Below are 20,819 nucleotides of genomic sequence, written 5' to 3' on the forward strand. Positions count from 1 at the left end.
GAGCCAAAACACCAAACACTTCAAGCAGTCGGCTCTGTCTTGTCGCAAGCATCCAGATAGGCATCAGAAAAATCACTCGTCAGCTCGATCCACATCGGGAGGTGATCGCTCATCTTGTAAGTCCGCCATGTTTTGTACGAACCTTCAGAGCGGTCCGGCTGATAAACATCTCGCTGATCCAACCGGTAAACATGCTCGAAGAAATCGAAGACGTTGGCATCCCGGACGTCGACCTTCACATAGCCTCGGTTCCGTTTAGGCTCCCAGAAAGCAATCTGATCATAGGCCATTGATTGGTCGACATTCGATCCCGGGATCGATTGAATTTTCTCAGGCAGCTCGAATCCGTTGGATTTGAGCGCCTGCATGGTCTCGTGTTCAGCGCTGATAATGTTGAAGTCGCCAAGAACAGCTGTAAGCACGGGATTGTCGGGATTGTCCTTCATTTCTTTTGCGGCCCGATCCCCGAGCGCTTCTGTCAGTCGCTCGATCTCCCGGCGGCGCTGCGCCAAAAGTCGCTCGTCTTTCTCATCCCCATAGAAGATGTGCACGGTGGCCAGATCGATCTTCATCCAGCCCGACTGAAAGCTCACCACGAAGGGTGTTCGCGCAAACTGTTTGAAACTCTCGTCGAGCGCCTCCCCTGGGAACCGAAGGCGATAGTTTTCACCGGTGACCCGGTTTGTCGGGATGTCCAGATTGACCATCCCAACCGTATTGGGCGGTCGGGTAACTTCCGTACCACGTGTGACGGCGAGAGCGCTTCCAGAAGGAATTTCCAGCCAGATATTGTCCGGCAGTGGTATTTCAATGTCTTGGTCGAGCTTGATTTTGCCGTCTTTTTTGTTCGAGTTCGCGTCGTAGATACCGGAGAGATTGACACCGTCGGGTAGTTGCAGGGCAATACCGTTTTCGAGCTTGATGCGCTCACCGAAACTTGCGAGGACCTTCTTGCCATCGGGCAGGGTTAACTCGCCAGCGATGTGACGAAATTGCACGCGGTTGCGATTGAACAGGAAAACCATCCGCTCCCCATTGCCCGCCTTCCAGTCAGTCACGTCGGTGGCGATATAATCCCAATCAGGGCCGAGGATTCGCAACAATTGCAGGAACTCGCGGAGGTCCCCGCGGACTTCCTGCAGGGCCGCGATATCGAAGTTGGAAATGATCTCGGCCATGTAGTAAAGCGGCTCATAGGTGTCCCGGCCGCCATAGGTGGTGTTACCAAATTCCCTGATGTTCCAGGTGCCGATGCGCAGGGTGTGGGTCCGGTCAACATCACCTGGGAAATGGGCAGCCAGGGCAACACGCAAATCCCGTAGACCGGCAATAGTGCGTTTGCGGGTTTCTTCTTCAGGTGACCCGGCTTTGAAGGCTTTACGCAGTTGAGTGTAAAAAGGCATGACCCCCTCCTGAAACTCCGCGTCAACGTTTCAATCCAAGTCGATGATACAATCAAAACTTGCGTTTACCAATGCAACAACGCACACACCTCAAATCATCGAAAACCGGTCTTCTATACCGGATCGGAAGCCTTCTCCTCGCGCTGGCATTTCTGCTCCATCTCTTTGCGATACTCAGAACAAATTGGGACCTGACCGGTTTCAGCGAAGGAGTCTATTGCTTGGCGTTTCCAAGATGTGCCGCCGGGTTTTCGGGCGGTGTTGAATAGTGCACTCGATTGCGGCCAGCGCTTTTTGCCTCATAGAGCGCAGCATCCGCTCGCTCGAACGTGTGTCTCGGGGCCTCATCGGGCAGCATGATTGCACAGCCGATGCTCACAGTGATCTTCAGCGCGGAAGGCAAACATGAGAACGGTGGCTCCCCAATTGACCGGCGAACCCGTTCAGCAACGGTGACGAGTTCTTCGGCCGTCACATCGTGCATGACGATTGCGAACTCCTCACCCCCAAGGCGGACGACCGCGTCCCCCTGCCTGGTTCGAACGATCTTGTGCATCCTCTCAGCCGCTTCCTTGAGGACGAGATCTCCCGAATGGTGACCCCATTCATCATTGACCGATTTGAAGAAATCGATATCGGCGACCATAAGGCCGATCCCTGAACGACGGCGGCGGGTGTAACTGCGATCGAGTTCATCCATGCATTGATCGAACCAGCGGCGGTTCCTCAGACCAGTCAGGGCGTCCGTTAGTGCGGCGGATTTGAGTTCCTGTTCCGTCTCATAAAGCGACGTTATGTCAAACGAGATCGTTACAACGTGGCTGCATGAGCCGTCCCCGGACAGCCGCAGGGGAAACTTGTAGGTCAACCAGTGCCCGGATTTTCTCCCGAGGGCTTGATAGTCCTCTTTATAGGGGCCTAAGGTTTTGCCAGTACGCAGGACCTCGGCATCCTGTTTTTGAACCGCCCTGCCCCATCGTTCGCCGAATAGGTCTGGTGTGGTCTGACCAATGGCGTCTTTCGAAGAAAGTCCCAATTGCTGCGCCTGGAAGGCGTTCATCATGACATATCGGCCACTGCTGTCCTTGCAATTGAGCGTCGCCGGCAAGGCGTCAAAGATCTTTTGCAACAATCGCATTCGTCCCCCCTCCGGTCCGTGAATCGATAGACAAGAGCGAGCGACCCATCACACTTCGGCCTTGCGCGCAGTCTTCAGACGGGTTTTTTTTAGACCACCGGTGCGTGCCAGTATGGCGTAGCCGATTGTCGCGAACTTACTGTTGATTTCCTTCAGGGAGGCGATCGTTTCGAGATGTTGGTCGCTCGAGTCAAAACTCGCCAAATTACCGCTCCGCAATCTTGCAAGATGCTTCGAACGGCTTGTCGCCTCAAGGTCGGAGACATGCTGCTTGTGGCGAACCAGACGTTCGGCGGTTGCCGTGTCATCGGTCCATGCAGCTTCATGGGCGAGCAGAACTGTCTCACGGACAGCATCAACCAGGCCAGAAATCTCCGCCTGACCCTCTTCTGAGAAACGAAAGCCCGAGGTTTCCTGGTCGGCGCGAAGAGCCAGCAGCTTTCCGGAAAGCACGTCACCTGAACGCTCGATCCGGATGGCAAAATCGAGGATCTGGCTCATATCTTTCAGATCCTGCTCCGAACCGCTGGGCAGTTTGGCATATATCTCCCTGATCCTGACGAGGCTGGCGTTCAGTTTTTCTTCGAGATCAAGAATGACTTCTTTGTCGAGCTGTTGAGAGGTGACCTCGTCCAGCATGGCCGCTGCCATATCGAGCATGGCGGAGAGCTTGCGCTTGAGCGCAGGCAGCGCCAAAGAGATGTCCTCGGTTGCTCCGATCGGCAGCTCCCCGCGGATTTCGTCTTGTGGTGGTGTGAAGCGCTTATCGAATGCAGCACAGAGTTTGATGCAAACCGGTGTGAAGAATAGGAGCGTAAAATTGAACGCAATGTGACCTGCAAGCATCGTCTCATCGGCAGCCCAGGTAATCAGACGTTCGGCCTCTTCCCTGAGCAGCGCAAGCACGGCGACGAGGAGTATTGCGTAGCCGGATCTGAGGACTGCCACTGACGCGGCGACGGCCTTGGCGCGGTCCTTTTCTGCGTTGAGAAGCCACAATGGAAGCAAGGCACTGCCGATATTGCAGCCGAGCACGAATCCGAGCGCTCCCGAGGGGACAAAGGCCGAATGTCCGGCAAAGGCGACCGCAGTCAGAACAGCAGCGACGCTGGAATGCATGACGAATGTCAGCACGACGCCGGCGAGTGCTGCGGTGATCACATCCTTGTTGAGATAGGCAATAATAGTTGCAACACCGTCCAGCGATTTGGTCGGCTCAACTGTTGTGCGGATGATTGACAATGAAAGAAGGATCATCCCGAAGCCGAGGACGACACGCCCGACATTGCGCAGGCGGGGATTGTGGGCGCGCAAATAGGTTGTTGCGCCAGCAAGGATCGCGAGGGGGCCTATGGCTGAAATGGGAAGTTGGAGAAAGCGCACGGCCAATGCCGATCCCATATCAGCGCCAAGCGCCAAAACGGCTGCCGAAACCAGAGGGATCGCACCGGCGCCCGCAAGCCCCGCCGCCATCAACATAACGACAGTTGCCCCTTGCATGACGAAACCGAGGATGGTTCCTTTCACGACATTTCGAAAGTGCGACGAGCCCTCGCTCAAACTCGCGCGAATTTGTGCACTCCACAAGCGTTCGATCCCGATCCGCATGAAGCGGACCGAGAACAAGAGCAGCATTGCACCGCTTGTCAGTTGAATGAGAAAACTCAATATCGTCACGAAACGACCTCGTCGCCCATCCCCCAGATTGGGCGATTGTTGTGTTGGTGAAACTTGCGCCGGCGGGCAGAGGGAGGCACCGCCCGCCGACGTTTGCCGCTCTGCTACTTCATGCCGAGAAGACCACGCAGTGTCTCCGCAAGGTCCTTGATCGTCGCTGAGGGGTCCGCTCCTTCAGTGACCTCGACAAGTGCGGCGGCGATCTGATCGGTCGCAGCAACGCCTTCTGCACCAGGATAGGCGTACCAGGGGCCCGCATAGTTGGCGATCTGGGTATGTGCCACGAGCGCGTTCGGGTTTCCGGCGTAGAAGTCTCCAAGATAGGACTTGTCTTCAATCACCTTCGCATTGGCGGGGGCATAGCCGGTATTTTCGACGACAATCTTCTGACCTTCCGGGCCGGTCACAAATGCCATGTATTCCCAGGCGGCTTTCTGCTTGGCTTCATCTGCCGTCAACATGACAATCGCGGAGCCGCCGGTCGGGAAGTAGACCTTTGATTTATCGGAGGCTGCGATCGGAAGCGGCTTGACTGTCACGTCAAATTTGCCGCCTGCACCTTCCGTGAAGCGCTTCTGGAGAGATGAGCTTTCGAACATGATGCCAAGCCGTCCGGCCGGGAATGTCTGGCGAGCATCATTCTCCGAATATGATTTCATCCCCGCTTCGTTGGCAAAGCGCTGATAAAGACCTGCAGCCTCGATGCCCTCCGGGCTGTCGAAGGTGATGTCGCTTTCGTCCGCATTCATCGGACGACCGCCATAGGATCCGAGTAGGGATTGGTAGCGCCAGTCATGCGGCGAGATCCAAACACCGTCAGTTGCATTATCAAGGGCGTTGATCTTGGCCGCCAGTTCAATGACGCCATCGAACGTGTCGGGGAAATTGTCCATTGAACCGCCAGCTTTTTCGACAAGCGTGGGGTTCACATACATGACCAGCGTCGAAGCAGATGTGGCCAGCGCATACTGCTTATCCTCGAAACGTCCGAGCGAGAGAAGTGCGGGCGTATAGCCCTGCGCAAGCGCGTCGCTTCCAATGAAAGAGTCCAGTGGTTGCGCCAGCCCGCGATCTTCCAGCACACGCCAAAGATTAAGGCCCACATAGGCAACATCCGGTGCGGTGCCGGCGACGGATTCACGCAATAGGCGCTGTACGCCGTCTTCATAACCGTCTGCAGGGCCATCGATGGTGATCTTGACATACGGATGCTTCGCCATGAAGCCATCGGCCAAAGCCTTCTGGGTATCGGCCCAGATTGTTGGGATGGCGTAATGAACGCGAATTTCGGTTTCCTCAGCATGCAGGCCTGAAACGCCGGCTATGGCGAATAGAGAGGCCAGTAGTAACTTTTTCATGGTGTTTGACTCCTGATATTGTTGATGACGAGGCGCGGTTTGGTCCGGGCACGGTTTGTTATTGCTTGGCTCAGCCCTTGAGACCTCCGGCAGCAATGCCTTGAATGAACTTGCGTTGAGCCAATAGGAAAGCGATCACCAGCGGCGCGGTCACGATGACTGCCGCTGCCATAAGCGGTCCGACATTGTCGCCGGACTCCTGATCGCGGAAATAAAGAATGCCGCGTGGAGGGGTCGCCAGATTGGGATCTGTGGTTGCGATGAGCGGCCAGAACAAATCGTTCCAGTGCGCTGTTACGGAAAAGATGGCGAATGCCGTTGCGGCCGGCAAAGCCAGAGGAAAGGCAATTCGCCAAACAATGGCTGTTTCACTCAGACCATCCACACGGGCCGCGTCGAACAGATCGGCGGGCAGCTGCGCAAAGAACTGGCGAAACAGGAATATGCCGAACGCGGTTTGGACGAACGGCACAATCAGTGCCCACATCGTGTTCAGTATTCCGATCCGCGCAAAACCCAGAAAGATAGGGATCGCCGTCACGTGGAACGGGACCAGAAGGGCAGCCACGACCAGACCGAAGAGCAGGTTCCGCCCGGCGAACTGGCGTTGCGCCAGGGCGTAGGCACACGGAACCGCGAACAGGATCTGGAAAAACAGAATTCCGGTGACCATCACAAGGCCGTTCCACAGGAACAGAGGAATGTCGGTTTCCGTCAGCGCGAAGGCGAAATTGTTCCACTCGATCGTGGAAGGCAACAGCCGAATTGTCGTCGAGAAAATCTCATCACCCGGTTTGAATGCGAGCGACAGCATCCAGACAAACGGCAGGAGAATGAATGCTGCACCCAAAAAGAGCAGTGCCAGGGGAAGCAGGTTGGAGAGGATTGCGCGTTTCATCGATAGTGCACCCGCTTTTCAACCAATCGGAACTGGATAAGGGCCAGAGCCAGAAGGAAGGCAAAGAACACCATTGTGATCGCGCTTGCATATCCGGCTTTGAAGTAGACAAACCCCTCGCGGTAGATCGCGTAAACCAGCGTGTCGGAGGCGTATGCCGGACCACCCTTGGTCATCGTTGCAACGGTCTCGAACACACGGAAGGCATTGGTGGCAGTGACGACCATGACGAACAATGTGGTCGGTCCGAGCATCGGCCAGGTGACAGTCCAGAACCGGGACCATGTCCCCCCGGCGCCATCCACTTCAGCCGCGTCATAGAGTTCGGGCGGTATCGCCGCGAGGCCGGCAAGGAAAAGCACCATGTTGTAACCGATGCTTTGCCAGATGCCGATCATGGCAAGTGTGTAAAGCACCAACGCCCTGTCGCTGAGCCAGCTCGGTGTTGGCAGGCCCGCCGAAAACAAGGCCTGGTTCACGATGCCAAGTGACGGGTGCAAAACCATTTGCCAGGCGACGGACATGGCAACCAGCGTTGCAGCGACTGGCAGGAAGTAAACCGTCTTCATGACATTGGAGAGCCGCGGCGCCCAATTCGACATCTGGTACAGGCCGATGGCGACGAGAAGACCGAAGCCGACCGAAAACGGAATGACAATCGCGACGTAAATCAGCGTATTGGTGATCGCACGGCGGCCAATGCTCGAAGAGAAGAGCGCGATGTAGTTGTCCAGACCGCTCCAGTTGAAGGAGGCTGCGCCGAACTGATAGTCGGTGAAGGACAGAACAGCGACGATCGCAACCGGAAGGAATATGAACAGGAACAATGCCAGTGTCGCTGGCCCGACAAGCCAGAGATCGGTCAATGCCTGACGTTTTGCAAGCGATAGCCTCATGCCGCACGTTCCTTTCGGGCGCCGGTCTGTGGATCGAACCTGTGAAGCTTGCTCTGTGAGTAGCCGAGGCGGATTTCACTCCCGGAGGCCGGGACCTCAAAATCGCCCGGCGCAATTGCCCGAATTTCGGTTCCTTTTGCGCTTCGAAGGCTCAACACGATCTCGGAGCCCAGATACTCGGCCGATTCCAGCCGCGCGGTCAGGTCCCCTTTTTCGGACGGTGCGAGATCCTCGGGCCTGAGGCCGGCAACCACATGGCCGACATCAATGCCATCGCCTGAATCAAGGAAGTTGATCGCATTGTGCCCTATGAAGGCGGCGACTTCACGATTGGCCGGACGCTCATAGAGATCGCGCGGCGAACCGGCCTGAGCGACCTTGCCCCCGATCATGACGACAATCTGGTCAGCCATGGCCATCGCCTCGGTCTGGTCATGGGTCACATAAACAAAAGCCTTGCCGGTTTTTCGATGCAACGCGCTAATCTCGGAGCGCATTCGAACGCGAAGGCGGGCATCAAGGTTGGACAAGGGCTCGTCGAGCAGAAATAGCGAGGGGTCGCGGACCAGGGCACGCCCCAGGGCGACACGCTGTTTTTGTCCACCCGAAAGCTGCCCCGGCTTGCGATCCATAAGTTCGCCGAGCCCCAAAATTTCTGCGACACTGCCAACTTTGCTGAGAATTGATTTGCGTGCATCTCCTGCACCAGGCACCAGCGACCCAATGAGCGGCATTCTGCCAAATGCAGAGAGGTGACGCATGGTGAGCGGCAGGGCTATATTCTGCGCAACGGTTAAATGCGGGTAGAGAGCGTAGGATTGGAAAACCATCGCGACGTTACGCTCATAGGCGCTTTGTCCACTCACGTCCGAACCACCTAGAAGCACCTCGCCAGATGTTGGCCGGTCGAGACCGGCCATAATGCGAAGGCTTGTAGACTTCCCGCATCCGGACGCACCGAGCAGTGCGGTGAAGCTACCCTGCTCGATCGTAACCGATACATTGTCCAATACGGTCTTCTGACCAAATCGGCGCGTGACCCCGCGCAACTCGAGTATTGACGTCATTATTGTTATTTCTCCCCCAGATGTGAGATAACTTACATCTATCAACTCAATATGTAAAGTTTATGACACTCGGACACTTTCAAGAAGGTGAGATGCCAATCTGTTGACCGCGTCGTCAGCATTGCTTGCCCGTTCTGTGCCCTCGACATCCGGCGCATTTCCCAAAACAATGACCGGCTTTGAGAAGTGCAGCCCATAGGCAATTTCGCTCAAGGTCCCGTAAGATCCGCCGACAGCGATAAGGACGGCGGACGATTTCGCGATGATCATATTGCGGGCTTCACTCAGGCCGGTGGCAATCGGGATCATGATATCGGCATTGGCCTCACGCCAATCGTGACCAGGAAGCATACCGATCGTGAGGCCGCCCGAGGCCCTGCAACCCTTCGCAGCAGCAGCCATAACGCCTGTGCGCCCGCCGCAAATCATGGTCAGGCCGAGTACTCCAATTGCAGCTCCGACCTGTTCAGCAAGCGCGAGCTTTTCGCTGTCAGCCTCGCGGGGCCCGATAACGCCTACAGGAATTTGGCGCGCCCCTGACTTTGCAAGATGAGCAAGCACCTGCCGCGCCGTCACTTCCTGTGCATCGTGCGGCGTTGCTTCGGCCTGCCATGTCCAGTTCCAGGGATCCAGCCGACCATGTGTGCTGTAGATGTTCTCGCCTGACAGGTGGAAAACTGTTTGTGTCATTTTCTGGCTCGCTTTTTTCGTGATTTTCAGGTAATGTAAGTTTTCTTACATCAAAGCGAGCATTTGAACAACTGCATGAAACATGACACCCAACGAGCCCAGCTGAACCAAAGACAAAACGAAATTCTGACACGCGCTGAAACATCAGGCTTTGTCACTATTGAGGGTTTGGCTGAGGAGTTTGGCGTATCCGCGCAGACGATTCGGAGAGACATAATCCATCTGTCGGAGGCAGGACTGCTCCAGCGCTTCCATGGCGGCGCCGGCGTGGGCGGCGGCACGATCGGCAGTAGCGAAACAGTTCGCCTTGATCACGAGCACAAGCTCGGGATCGCGGTTGACGACAAATTGCGGGTCGCCGAAGCGGCCGTTGCGTTGCTCCCGAACGGGGCAAGTGTCTTCTTCGATGTAGGCACGACAAGCGAGATGACGGCGAGCGCACTCAACCGACGACCGGGGTTCCGGATCTTCACAAATTCCATGCGCGTCGCACTCGCATTCGATCCGGCCCAACACGACGTCAACGTCCTGGGCCGCAAGGTCGAGGGGCGAGATGGCTCGCTCGTGGGCGAGGAGATCATGCTTTCGCTGGCTGCCTTGCGTGTCGATTATGCACTCATCGGGTGCTCGGCTGTCGATCACGAAGGCAGGGTAATGGATTTTGATTTATCCAAGATTGCCGTGAAGAAAGCTGCCATGAATGCGGCCACACAAAAGTTTCTGATTGCGACACCGAGCAAATTCGGGCGGACAGCTTTGTCTGTGTTCGCTGAGCTTTCGGATTTTGATGCGGTGATCGACGGAACGGCGGGCCGTTCGGCAGCTAAGGCCTAACCTGGCTGGCCAGGTGTTGGTCGATCATTTGAAGTCCCGCGTCTTCACCCTGATCTCGTCGATATGCCCATAGGGATCGAACATATCCTTCGCCTTCGGCATCCCACGCGGATCAGGTGCCGGCATTCCATGATGAAACTCATCACCCCTCCCATGGGGCAACGGAAAGGCACCGTTGCGAGTTCCGACACTCGCGAGCTCCGAAGACAAATCGATCAGCTCGCGGGCGACGATATGAACGACCTCCCCTTCCCGCTGAACCCGACCTTTTACGCCGAGCATGCCCGACCCAAGGACTGTTCGACGGTATTTCTCGAAGACCTTTGACCATACGACCAGGTTGGCAACGGACGTCTCGTCTTCGAGCGTGATGAACATTACACCCTTGGCAGAACCCGGCCGCTGACGCACAAGGACGAGGCCTGCGACATTGACCCAACGGCCATCCCTCAAAGAAACAGCCTCCACGCAGGTGACAAACCGTCGGCGCGACAGGTCCGAACGAAGGAACGAGACCGGGTGTCGCCTCAGGCTCAAGCCGACATGCCCGTAATCCTCGACAACTTCCCGTCCCGCTTCCATCGGCTTCAGGGAGACTGGAGGCTCGTCCTGCTCGGGAACAATCCCGGCTTCCCGGTCAGCGGCGGCGGCAAAGAGCGGAAGCGGCTCATCACGTAGCGCCTTGATTGCCCAGAGGGCTTCACGGCGGGCAAGACCGAGCGAGGGGCGGAAGACATCGGCTTCAGCGAGCTCTACCAGGGCGGCGGCCGGAATACCGGCCCGGCGCCAGAGATCATCGACAGAGAGGAAGGGCTGCTCTTCCCGACAGGAGACGAGACGGGCGGCTTCTGCATTGCCGAGAGCTTTCACGAGACGTAGTCCGAGCCGAACGGCAAGCCGGACATCGTCGCCCTCAATAGGCTCAAGCGTGCAATCCCAGCGGCTCGCATTGATGCAGACCGGACGAACCTCGACGCCATGATCGCGGGCATCGCGAACAATCTGTGCGGGCGCGTAGAAACCCATGGGTTGGGCATTCAAGAGCGCACAGCAAAAGGCGTCGGGGTGCCAGCATTTCATCCAGGAGGAGGCGTAGGCAATGAGGGCAAAGCTTGCGGCGTGGCTTTCGGGAAAGCCATAGGACCCGAAACCTTCCAACTGCTTGAAGGTGCGGTCCGCAAAATCTCGGTCGTAGCCGTTGGCCACCATGCCTTCGATGAGTTTGGCCCCGAACCTGGAAACCCCGCCGGTGTGCTTGAAGGTTGCCATGGCGCGACGGAGTTGATCGGCCTCGCCAGCGGTGAAACCTGCGCATTCAATGGCAACTCGCATGGCCTGCTCCTGAAACAGTGGCACGCCCAAGGTCTTGCCAAGAACGGCTTCGAGCTCGGGTTTGGGGAAGGTCACCTCTTCCTTGCCTTCGCGTCGGCGCAGATAGGGATGCACCATATCGCCCTGGATCGGGCCTGGCCGGACAATGGCAACCTCGATGACAAGATCATAAAAGGTGCGCGGCTTGATGCGCGGCAGCATTGCCATCTGCGCGCGGCTTTCGATCTGGAAGGTGCCAAGCGTATCGGCCTTGCGGATCATGGCATAGGTGCGTGGATCCTCTGCCGGGATTGTTGCAAGGTCGAGGCGAATGTCCTTGTGCTCGGCCAGAAGATCGAAGGCACGACGCATGCAAGAGAGCATGCCGAGCGCCAGCACATCGACCTTCATGAATTTCAGGATGTCGATATCGTCCTTGTCCCATTCAATCACCTGCCGGTCTTGCATGGCCGCAGGCTCAATCGGGACAAGCTCATCCAGCCGGTCGCGGGTCAGAACGAAACCGCCCGGATGCTGGGAGAGATGGCGCGGTGTACCGACCAGCTGATGGGCAAGCTCCATGGCAAGCCGCAGCCGACGGTCACTCATATTGAGGTTCAGTTCCTCGGCATGTTTCTGCTCAACACCTTCCGACCAACCCCAGACTTGTGACGATAGTGTTTTGGTCAGATCCTCTGTCAGGCCGAGCGCCTTGCCAACATCGCGCAATGCGCCTTTTGATCGATAACGGATGACGGTGGAACAGAGTGCTGCCCGCTCGCGGCCATAGGTCTGATAAACCCATTGGATGACTTCTTCGCGGCGTTCATGCTCGAAATCGACATCGATGTCAGGCGGCTCGCGCCGCTCCTCGGAAACGAAGCGTTCAAAGAGAAGATCGTTGCGGTCGGGATCAACAGAGGTGACGCCAAGCACGTAGCAGACGGCCGAGTTAGCAGCCGATCCCCTACCCTGACAGAGAATGTCTTTTGAGCGGGCAAAACGCACGATGGCGTTCACGGTCAGAAAATAAGGCGCATAGTCGAGCTTCTCGATCAGCTTGAGCTCGTGTTCGAGATTGGCCCGCACCTTGTCTGGCAGGCCCTCCGGATAACGTTCGGCCGCCCCTTCCCAGGTGAGCTTTTCAAGCGCTTGTTGCGGAGAAAGATCGGGATAGAGCTTTTCCTCCGGATATTGGTAGGCAAGCTCTTCGAGCGAAAACGTGCAGCGCTCCATGATCTCGATGGTCCGGGCAAGCGCTTCGGGATAACGCTCAAAGAGCCGGTGCATTTCCTGGGGCGGCTTCAGATAGCGGTCGGCGAAGCGTTCCCGACGATGCCCCAGCTCGTCAATCGTGACATTGTGCCGGATAGCGGTCACCACATCCTGCATCATCTGGCGACCCACTTCATGGAAGAGCACGTCATTGGTGACCACAGTCGGAACCCGGGCCGCAGCGGCCAGGTTCGTAAGCTGCCAGAGGCGGAGCTGATCATTGGGTCGCCGCCGCAGTGTCAGAGCCAGATAGGCCCGATCCCCAAAGGCTTCCCGCAGCCGTCGCAAAGACAGTGCACAGTCATCGTCGGGCCGGTCTGGGATCAGAACAGCAATCAGCCCTTCCCCGTAAACAACCAAATCCGCCCATTCGAGATGGCACTTGCCCTTCCCCGCTCGTTTCTTTCCGAGCGATAGCAACCGGCAGAGCCGGGCATAGGCCACCCGGTTGGTCGGATAAACAAGAACGGGCAAGGCGTCGGCAAGGTCGAGGCGACAGCCAACGACCAGCCGGACGCCGGTCTGCCGGGACGCCTCGAGCGCCCGCACGATGCCTGCGAGCGAATTGCGGTCGACAACACCAAGCGCTTCAATTCCGAGTTCGGCCGCCCGCGCGAACAGCTCGTCGCAACTACTTGCCCCGCGCAGAAACGAGAAATGGGTTGTAACCTGCAATTCGGCATAGCGCGGCCCGGTCATCCGAATATCCCATGGATAAACCAGCGCTGCGAGCCGCTGTCCTCATGTTCACCGTCACCGGAACGGAATATCCAATAGCGCTCGCCGGTTTCATCCTCGACCCGGAAATAATCCCGGACAGCGGTCAGCTCGGCGTCGCGTTTCCACCATTCGCCCCGCACGCGTTCCGGGCCATCGGCGCGACGGACCCGACGGCGAACCCCGCGCCAGGTGAACCAGACGGGCGGATGGTCGGGCAAAAGCGCCATGGTCTCGACGGGCTCGGGTCGAGCAAGCAGCCGTGGCGGGCGCGGCCAGTCGCCCTCCCAGGTGAGGCCGGTTTCGGGGGCAAGCGGTGATATCCGCGCGACGGAACGTTCTGGAACATCGCTTTGAACGGGTACGAAACGACAAAGCCGGTTTTGGCCGACCCGATTGGAAAGGATATCAATCAGGTCAGAAACATCCGCCTCGGGCTCCTCGACCAGCGACGAGATCGTCTGCTTGTCGCGCAGCGGTTCCGTCATGATCGCCACCAGCTCCATGATCTCTATCCCGAAGCCCGGATCGACTGTCTCAATCTTGTCCCTGAACAACCGCACCAGTCGTTTCGGATCCCGGATCGGTTGGCCCGTGCCGATCCGAATGAACTGCATGCTATTGTCCACCCGGTGAAACAGGAGATCGAGCCGGCGCGCGCCAAGGCCACGCCTCTCCATTTCGTGACAGAGTGCATCGGCAAGGCGTGCTATATAGCGCGCTATGGTTTCTGCAGCGCCGATCGGTTCAGCAAAGGCTTTCCGCACTTCGACAAGTTCCGGTGAACGCACGGGATCAACCGGCTCTGAAACCAGACCAAGCGCCTGGTCCAGCCGACGCCCAAGTTCCGGCCCGAACCGCAAGGTCAGCGGGGCACGGGGTTGCGCCAGCAATTCGCCGACCGTTTCAAAACCGAGAGTGTGCAAACCAGTGACCGTCCCGCTATCCAATCGAAGCGCCTGCAGGGGAAGAACCTGCAGCATGGCTTCGGCTTCGCCGGGCGGAACGATGATGGCTGGTCGCGCCAGAAAGCGGGCGGCGGCATGGGCTGCACCCCACGTATCGGCGACAGACGCGCGCGCCTCGACGCCAGAGACAGCAAAGCGCTTGATCATGTCGGACAGCATCGCCTCTTCGCCGCCATGCAGATGATCGGCGCCAGTCGTATCGATCACAAGCCCATCCGGCGGGTCGGCCGCAACTACGGGGGAAATCCGCTGCAAGGCCCAAAATGCCAGTTTGGTCAGGCCTTCGGTTTCAGCGGCCGGATCGGAATCGGCAATGATGAGGCCGGGAACCAGAGCCTGCGCCTTGGTCACGGCCATGCCGATACGAACACCGAGGCTCTCGGCATTGATATCGAGTGCGGTGATCAGGCGTCGGCGACCGGTTCGACCAGCCATGACGAGCGGCGCATCAGCGGGCGGCGATGCGTCGCCCGATTTCCTTCTGAGGCGATCTGTGGGCCACCTCGGAAGGAAGAGCGATACGACCCGTGTCATCACACGCCTCCACTTCAAAATCTGCGCTTTCTCCTGCGCGACAGCGGATGAGCTCCACGAGCCAGCGCGCCCGGCCAAGCCCGGGGACGGGCAAAGGTCGCGAGGGCAGAACGGAAACCCGCCACCGGGTCACACTTGCCGTCGGCTGGCCAAAATCCCCCGCCTCGGTCTGCCGCCGCCAACGGCGCAGCGCCAGACCAATCGTGTTGGAAGTCTCTGCAGCAAGCTGCAGCCGACGGGAGGCGGTCATCGGCAGGCGCGCGGTTTCCGCCACGACCGCACCGAGACCGCCATGCCGCAAGCCTTCTTCGAAACAGGCAAGCAGCGCCTTTTCGTCTCCGGCCTCAACATGGATCACGCGGTCGGGGCCAAGGCCTGCCTGGGCGATCGCCGGTGCAAAGAGATCGGATCGTGTGACCACCCAAAGCACCTTGCCCTTGGTGCGTGCCGCGATCCCGGCCACAAAGAGGGCCGCAGCCGCACCATCAACGGCACCATTACCGCCACCTGCCACCTCATGCAGACAGCCAAGCCCCAGCCCTCCACCCGGAAGCCTTCTGTCGATGTCAGCGAGACCAAAGGGGAGAACGGTGCGCGCACGTCCCCCCGGACTTTCAAGATGCGCAATGCGCTCTCGAAGCTCTGCAATAGCTGGTTTGACCGACTGGTCCGGCATGGCGCGAAAACATCTCCCTCAGGGCTTTGCAACATCTGAATTATCCGATATGTTCCTTATTTGTTCTTTTTCTGGTTTTGAGTCAATCGGCCAAATTTACGTGCTTTGACCATTTCGACCGGCAAATGACCCAGGTGCTGTGACCACGCACCGTTGATTTTCAGGTGGTTGAGGATGATTGCCGATGACTGCATCGCATCTTGAAAAATTGAATGACAATCAGCGCGCAGCGGTCATGCATGGAATTGCCGCGCCGAACGACACGATTGGCAGACCGCTGCTGATCATTGCAGGTGCAGGTTCAGGTAAAACCAACACGCTTGCCCATCGCGTGGCCGAACTTGTCATATCCGGGGCCGATCCACGTCGTATTCTGCTGATGACCTTTTCACGCCGCGCAGCCGCCGAAATGGGCAAGCGGGTTGAGCGCATCTGCAGGACCGCTCTCGGCGACAAAGCCGGCATCATGGCCGATGGTCTTGCCTGGTCAGGTACGTTTCATGGAATTGGCGCGCGCCTGTTGCGCGAATATGCAATCGAACTTGGGATCGATCCGCAATTCACAATCCATGACCGCGAAGACTCGGCCGATCTGATGAACCTCGTCAGGCACGATCTGGGATTCTCAAAGACCGAGAATCGCTTTCCCGCCAAGGGAACTTGCCTGTCGATCTATTCGCGAACCGTGAATTCTGAAGCCCCGCTTGAGGACATCCTGCGTGCCTACTTCCCGTGGTGTTCGGCCTGGGAAAAGGAACTGAAAGAACTGTTCGGTGCCTATGTTGATGCCAAGCAGATCCAGAACGTGCTCGATTATGACGACTTGCTGCTCTACTGGGCGCAAACCATGGGTGACGCTGTGCTTGCAGACGAGATCGGCGGGCGGTTTGACCATGTTCTGGTCGATGAATATCAGGACACCAACCGCCTGCAGGCATCAATCCTCACAGCTCTCAAACCCGGTGGACGAGGTTTGACCGTCGTCGGTGACGACGCGCAGGCAATCTATTCGTTCCGTGCCGCCACGGTTCGCAACATTCTCGACTTTCCGAAGGAATTTTCGCCTGAGGCCGAGGTCATCACGCTTGACCGAAATTATCGCTCCACGCAGCCGATCCTGGAGGCTGCCAATGGCGTGATCAGCCTTGCCCAGGAGCGTTACACCAAGAACCTTTGGACCGACCGGGCATCAAACGAGAAGCCGAGACTGGTGACGGTTCGCGATGAGGGTGATCAGGCACGTTTCATCGCAGATGAAGTTCTCGACAATCGCGAAGGTGGAATGCGGTTGAAAGATCAGGCTGTGCTCTTCCGTACAAGCCACCATAGTGGACCGCTGGAAGTGGAACTGACCCGCCGCAATATTCCCTTCGTCAAATTCGGTGGTCTCAAGTTTCTCGATTCCGCCCACGTGAAGGACATGCTGGCAGCCTTGCGGTTCGCGCAGAATATGCGTGATCGTGTGGCCGGGTTCCAATTGATGCAGCTTCTTCCGGGCGTCGGGCCTGCCTCGGCGCAAACCGCGTTGGATGCGGTTGCCGAAACAGCAGACCCCGTTGAGACGCTCGCCGCCCTGCCCGCCCCATCACGCGCCGCGGCAGATTGGCCAGGGCTAGTTTCACTGGTTTCGGACCTGCGGACTGCGAACATGGGCTGGCCCGCCGAAATCGGCAGGATCCGTGCTTGGTACGAACCGCATCTCGAACGCATTCACGAAGACTTTGAGATGCGCCGCGCCGACCTGCTACAGCTCGAGGACATCGCAGCAGGCTATCCCTCAAGAGAACGCTTCCTGACAGAGCTCACGCTTGACCCTCCGGATGCGACCTCCGGCCAGGCGGGCGTTCCTTTGCTCGACGAGGACTACCTGATCCTCTCAACTATTCATTCGGCAAAGGGCCAGGAATGGCGGTCTGTCTTTGTGCTCAACACCGTCGATGGCTGTATCCCGTCCGATCTTGGTGTCGGCACGTCGGACGAAATCGAGGAAGAAAGACGCCTTCTCTATGTTGCAATGACACGGGCGAAAGACAGCCTCAACCTTGTTGTTCCGCAGCGCTTTTTTACCCATGGTCAGTCTTCGACGGGCGACCGGCATGTCTATGCCTCGCGAACACGCTTCATTCCCGCTACATTACTGCAGTATTTTGAAACAAAAGCCTGGCCGGTCGTAAAGCCCGGCCAGCCGAACAACGCCGGTCCGCGGCAAGTTCGCCTTGATGTCGGAGCACGTATGCGCGGCATGTGGCGATGATTGGAGAAGGATGTGTGCAATCTCTATAATCTGACGACAACAAGGGATGCCGTCATTCAGTTTACAGAAGCCATGAGCGACAAGGCGGGCTGGAACCAACCCTCGCTGAACGTCTATCCCAACACGCTGGCCCCGATTGTCCGGGTTGACGGTGAAGGCAAGCGCGAAATCGTTAGCGCCACCTGGGGCATGCCGACGCCGCCGGCCTATGTCAAAGGCAATGCAGATCGCGGTGTTACCAATATCCGCAATGCGGGGTCTCCGCATTGGCGACGTTGGCTTGGACCAACAAGCCGGTGTGTTGTGCCATTCACGTCGTTTGCAGAACCTGATCCAGCGAGCAAGGTCGAAGGCGGACGCGTACCGAATGCGTGGTTTGCACAAAATCCGGATCGTCCGCTGATGTTCTTCGCGGGCTTCTGGACGCCCTGGAAGGGTGTGCGAAAGGTCCGTGACGGGGAACAGGAATATGAGCTCTTCGGGTTTTTGACAACGACGCCCAATGATGTCGTCAAACCCATACACGAAAAGGCCATGCCAGCGATCCTGACCACACCCGAAGAGGTTGATCTGTGGCTTACCGGCGAATGGGGCGAGGTCAAACACCTCCAACGGCCATTGCCGTCAGACATGCTTGTCATCGTCGAACCGCCTGAAAACCCGGAAGGCGACTGACCCAGACCATGGAGCTGACGAAACCCAAAGAAGGCATGGATGAATTGACCGTCCAAAGTGTCGAGGAAACGATCGAAATGGATGAGGCTGAAGCCACAATCCGCAAGATCATTCATGTCGATATGGATGCATTCTATGCCTCGGTTGAGCAGCGCGATAATCCGGACCTCAGAGGAAAGCCGGTTGCGGTTGGCGGTTCTGCCGCCAGAGGTGTAGTTGCAGCTGCAAGCTATGAGGCGCGTGCCTTTGGGGTGCGGTCAGCGCTGCCCTCGGTCACGGCCAAACGCCGCTGCCCTGACCTGATATTCGTGAAACCGCGCTTCGACGTGTATCGGGCAGTGTCTCAACAAATCCATGACGTGTTTGCCGAGCACACCGACCTGATCGAGCCACTCTCGTTGGACGAGGCCTATCTTGACGTTACGGAAAACAAGCAGAATATCGAATTCGCCACCGAGATTGCGACGATCATTCGCGCCCGGATCAAGGAAGTGACTGGCCTGAATGCATCAGCCGGGATTTCCTATTGCAAGTTCTTGGCAAAGATCGCAAGCGATCTCAACAAACCCAACGGCCAAGCCGTCATCACGCCGAAGATGGGGCCTGCATTTGTTGCCGAACTGGCCGTGAAGAAATTCCACGGGGTTGGGCCAGCGACAGCCGAGAAGATGCAGCGACTTGGGATTGAGACGGGTGCCGATTTGAGGGACAAGTCGCTGACGTTCCTTCGGGACAATTTCGGGAAGTCTGGCAGCTGGTACTATCGGATTTCGCGCGGGATCGATGAAAGACCTGTCCAGCCCAATAGAGAACGAAAATCCATCGGCGCTGAAGACACGTTTGCAGTCGATATCTTCGAGCTTGAAGCGGCAAAAGCCGAATTGCTCCCGCTTGCTGAAAAAGTATGCCGTCACGCTGCAAACAAGCAGATCAGTGGACGTACTGTTACGCTGAAGGTCAAATACGCAGATTTCCATCAACTAACGCGCAGTCGCTCGGTATCGGCTCCCGTCCGATCATCGGAAGAGGTGCTGGAGATTGCCCTGAACCTTTTAAGGGAGCTATTCCCGACGCCAAAGGGCATTCGCCTGTTGGGCGTTACGCTTTCGTCATTGCAAGCAGATGAGAGTTCTCCAGAAACATCTCAAATGTCGCTTTTTTGACGTTTGGCCCCATCACCGGCGTTTCCCTGTCATATCGAAAGTGAGAGCAACAGCCTTCACCGAAGCAGGCAGTCTTAAGCGTTTAGGTCCAGGATGACTGGTCTTTGGGAAGGCGGCCATCCGGGTCGTGTACAATGACGGAATCGGCCTCGGTCAGATTTGCCGGAAACACGACGAGGTTCGTTCCGCCCGCGTGGCGAAGCGATGGGAAAAGCAGGCCGCGCAATCCTGAAGAAATGACGGTATCTGCAAGCTTCCATGACGAAGGAACCTTTTTCTCAATGCGCGCAATTTTGCGCCACATGCAGTCCCAGTCACTCCACATCGGGTCCCAGAGTGCTGGATCATAACCTGCTGACAGATCGGCGACGTCTTCGAGTGTAATCTTATAGGCGGCAAGCGTCGCGGGAGGTGTGATACTGGCACCCTGTTGGTATTCTTCAAGTGCTGTTTGAGGTGCCTCGGAAAGATACAGGGCCTCAACCCCAGGGCGATTGAAGCGCCCACCGTCAGTGGCTGCACCCGCACCACTTGTGGGAAGAAAGGCCCATTTGGGTGTGAGGTATCTGTAAAAGACGGCATCTGGACCTATACGGGAAATTTTCACCCGCGCGCTCCGCCCTCGAGATCGCGAATATAGGCGAGGACGGCATCGGCGTGACCGTCAGCAACAAGCTCAGCCGCGGTATGATGATCGTAGTCCGCTATTGGTTCGTTTCGATACCAGTAGATCGCCTTTTCAATATCGCCCGTGAGCTCGGCTGCGGCTGATATGACCTTGATCATCTCTCGCATTTTCAGTTGCAGACGCTCTGAAGAGGGATTGCGCAGCGTGTTGCGATGGACGCCAGTGAGTTCCGCCAATGCCACGACCTTTACGCCGAGCACCTTGGAAAAGCGCGCTGGCGAAATATAGGGGGTCCGTGGTTCCTGAAGGCTATCCACGAACTTTGACACAACGACATTTGAATGTTCAGCATGGGCGTATGCCATGTCTAATCTCCGCACTGCTTTATGCACAATATATGCACATTTTTCAGTACATCAAGTCCTTGAGGTCGATTCAAAGGCTGAAGAGTATTCGTCAACAAAGGGCCGTGCACCCAAACTGAGCCGGCTCCATCCCCGTCAGCATTGGATACAAACTTCAGCAACAAGATTCAGGCTTCCTAATATGCTATCAAAAACAGCCCCGAGCATTCTACCCGCAAAAGATCCAACTCCGCCTAGTGTTTGAAGCAATTCTCTCGATGCCATTGCAAGAAATGCGGATGCGGCCGCTCCG

Annotated in this window: 17 protein-coding genes; 4 read left to right on the forward strand and 13 right to left on the reverse strand. The window is 57.3% G+C overall.

Going from position 1 to position 20,819, the window contains the following annotated elements; translation table 11 throughout:
• Positions 1 to 20: 20 nt before the first annotated feature.
• The 8 genes from ACQY7U_RS14595 to ACQY7U_RS14630 form a co-directional block, all read right to left on the reverse strand.
• Positions 21 to 1,403, reverse strand: a complete 1,383-nt coding sequence (locus ACQY7U_RS14595) for an endonuclease/exonuclease/phosphatase family protein (RefSeq protein ID WP_428645603.1) — start codon at positions 1,401 to 1,403, stop codon at positions 21 to 23.
• 214 nt (positions 1,404 to 1,617) lie between these two features.
• Positions 1,618 to 2,541: a sensor domain-containing diguanylate cyclase gene (locus tag ACQY7U_RS14600; RefSeq protein WP_428645605.1), complete on the reverse strand. Its 924-nt coding sequence runs from the start codon at positions 2,539 to 2,541 to the stop codon at positions 1,618 to 1,620.
• A gap of 48 nt (positions 2,542 to 2,589) precedes the next feature.
• Positions 2,590 to 4,218 (reverse strand): Na/Pi cotransporter family protein, encoded by a 1,629-nt coding sequence (locus ACQY7U_RS14605; RefSeq protein WP_428645607.1) that lies wholly within the window; start codon positions 4,216 to 4,218, stop codon positions 2,590 to 2,592.
• A 104-nt stretch (positions 4,219 to 4,322) separates the two neighbouring features.
• On the reverse strand, positions 4,323 to 5,672 hold the full coding sequence (locus tag ACQY7U_RS14610; RefSeq protein WP_428645609.1) for an ABC transporter substrate-binding protein: 1,350 nt from the start codon (positions 5,670 to 5,672) through the stop codon (positions 4,323 to 4,325).
• Positions 5,647 to 6,474 carry a carbohydrate ABC transporter permease gene (locus ACQY7U_RS14615; protein ID WP_428645611.1) on the reverse strand — a complete coding sequence of 276 codons (828 nt, stop codon included), beginning with the start codon at positions 6,472 to 6,474 and terminating at the stop codon, positions 5,647 to 5,649. The genes ACQY7U_RS14610 and ACQY7U_RS14615 overlap by 26 nt, the downstream gene beginning before the upstream one ends.
• Positions 6,471 to 7,370 (reverse strand): carbohydrate ABC transporter permease, encoded by a 900-nt coding sequence (locus tag ACQY7U_RS14620; protein ID WP_428645613.1) that lies wholly within the window; start codon positions 7,368 to 7,370, stop codon positions 6,471 to 6,473. Before ACQY7U_RS14620 ends, ACQY7U_RS14615 begins: the two co-directional genes overlap by 4 nt.
• Positions 7,367 to 8,437 carry an ABC transporter ATP-binding protein gene (locus ACQY7U_RS14625; RefSeq protein ID WP_428645615.1) on the reverse strand — a complete coding sequence of 357 codons (1,071 nt, stop codon included), beginning with the start codon at positions 8,435 to 8,437 and terminating at the stop codon, positions 7,367 to 7,369. The genes ACQY7U_RS14620 and ACQY7U_RS14625 overlap by 4 nt, the downstream gene beginning before the upstream one ends.
• A gap of 60 nt (positions 8,438 to 8,497) precedes the next feature.
• Positions 8,498 to 9,127, reverse strand: a complete 630-nt coding sequence (locus ACQY7U_RS14630) for a TIGR00725 family protein (RefSeq protein WP_428645617.1) — start codon at positions 9,125 to 9,127, stop codon at positions 8,498 to 8,500.
• A 75-nt stretch (positions 9,128 to 9,202) separates the two neighbouring features.
• Here ACQY7U_RS14630 and ACQY7U_RS14635 point away from each other — a divergent pair, with 75 nt between their 5' ends.
• Complete coding sequence (locus tag ACQY7U_RS14635) at positions 9,203 to 9,961, forward strand: DeoR/GlpR family DNA-binding transcription regulator (RefSeq protein ID WP_428645619.1); 759 nt, start codon at positions 9,203 to 9,205, stop codon at positions 9,959 to 9,961.
• A gap of 24 nt (positions 9,962 to 9,985) precedes the next feature.
• On the opposite strand, the gene ACQY7U_RS14640 is transcribed toward ACQY7U_RS14635, so the two are convergent.
• Genes ACQY7U_RS14640 through ACQY7U_RS14650 form a run of 3 tightly spaced genes read right to left on the reverse strand, consistent with a single transcriptional unit; the run spans position 9,986 to position 15,442 of the window.
• A complete protein-coding gene (locus tag ACQY7U_RS14640) occupies positions 9,986 to 13,246 on the reverse strand; it encodes an error-prone DNA polymerase (RefSeq protein WP_428645621.1) in 3,261 nt (1,086 codons plus the stop codon).
• Positions 13,243 to 14,766, reverse strand: coding sequence for a Y-family DNA polymerase (locus ACQY7U_RS14645; protein ID WP_428645623.1), 1,524 nt, complete (start codon positions 14,764 to 14,766; stop codon positions 13,243 to 13,245). Before ACQY7U_RS14645 ends, ACQY7U_RS14640 begins: the two co-directional genes overlap by 4 nt.
• Positions 14,681 to 15,442 (reverse strand): ImuA family protein, encoded by a 762-nt coding sequence (locus tag ACQY7U_RS14650; RefSeq protein ID WP_428645625.1) that lies wholly within the window; start codon positions 15,440 to 15,442, stop codon positions 14,681 to 14,683. Before ACQY7U_RS14650 ends, ACQY7U_RS14645 begins: the two co-directional genes overlap by 86 nt.
• Before the next feature lie 184 nt (positions 15,443 to 15,626).
• Between ACQY7U_RS14650 and ACQY7U_RS14655 the strand changes: the two genes are divergently transcribed.
• From ACQY7U_RS14655 to dinB, 3 genes are all read left to right on the forward strand, one after another.
• Positions 15,627 to 17,696: an ATP-dependent helicase gene (locus ACQY7U_RS14655; RefSeq protein ID WP_428645627.1), complete on the forward strand. Its 2,070-nt coding sequence runs from the start codon at positions 15,627 to 15,629 to the stop codon at positions 17,694 to 17,696.
• A 12-nt stretch (positions 17,697 to 17,708) separates the two neighbouring features.
• Positions 17,709 to 18,371: an SOS response-associated peptidase gene (locus tag ACQY7U_RS14660; protein WP_428645632.1), complete on the forward strand. Its 663-nt coding sequence runs from the start codon at positions 17,709 to 17,711 to the stop codon at positions 18,369 to 18,371.
• A 77-nt stretch (positions 18,372 to 18,448) separates the two neighbouring features.
• Positions 18,449 to 19,534, forward strand: a complete 1,086-nt coding sequence (gene dinB, locus ACQY7U_RS14665; RefSeq protein WP_428645634.1) for a DNA polymerase IV — start codon at positions 18,449 to 18,451, stop codon at positions 19,532 to 19,534.
• An 82-nt stretch (positions 19,535 to 19,616) separates the two neighbouring features.
• Here the strand turns inward: dinB and ACQY7U_RS14670 are convergent, their stop codons facing one another.
• The gene (locus ACQY7U_RS14670; RefSeq protein WP_428645629.1) at positions 19,617 to 20,141 is read right to left on the reverse strand and encodes an RES family NAD+ phosphorylase; all 525 of its coding nucleotides are present in this window, start codon (positions 20,139 to 20,141) and stop codon (positions 19,617 to 19,619) included.
• Positions 20,138 to 20,527, reverse strand: coding sequence for a hypothetical protein (locus ACQY7U_RS14675; RefSeq protein ID WP_428645631.1), 390 nt, complete (start codon positions 20,525 to 20,527; stop codon positions 20,138 to 20,140). Before ACQY7U_RS14675 ends, ACQY7U_RS14670 begins: the two co-directional genes overlap by 4 nt.
• Positions 20,528 to 20,819: the final 292 nt, after the last annotated feature.

Source organism: Roseibium sp. (assembly GCF_050301095.1).
In the GTDB taxonomy this organism is placed as follows: domain Bacteria; phylum Pseudomonadota; class Alphaproteobacteria; order Rhizobiales; family Stappiaceae; genus Roseibium.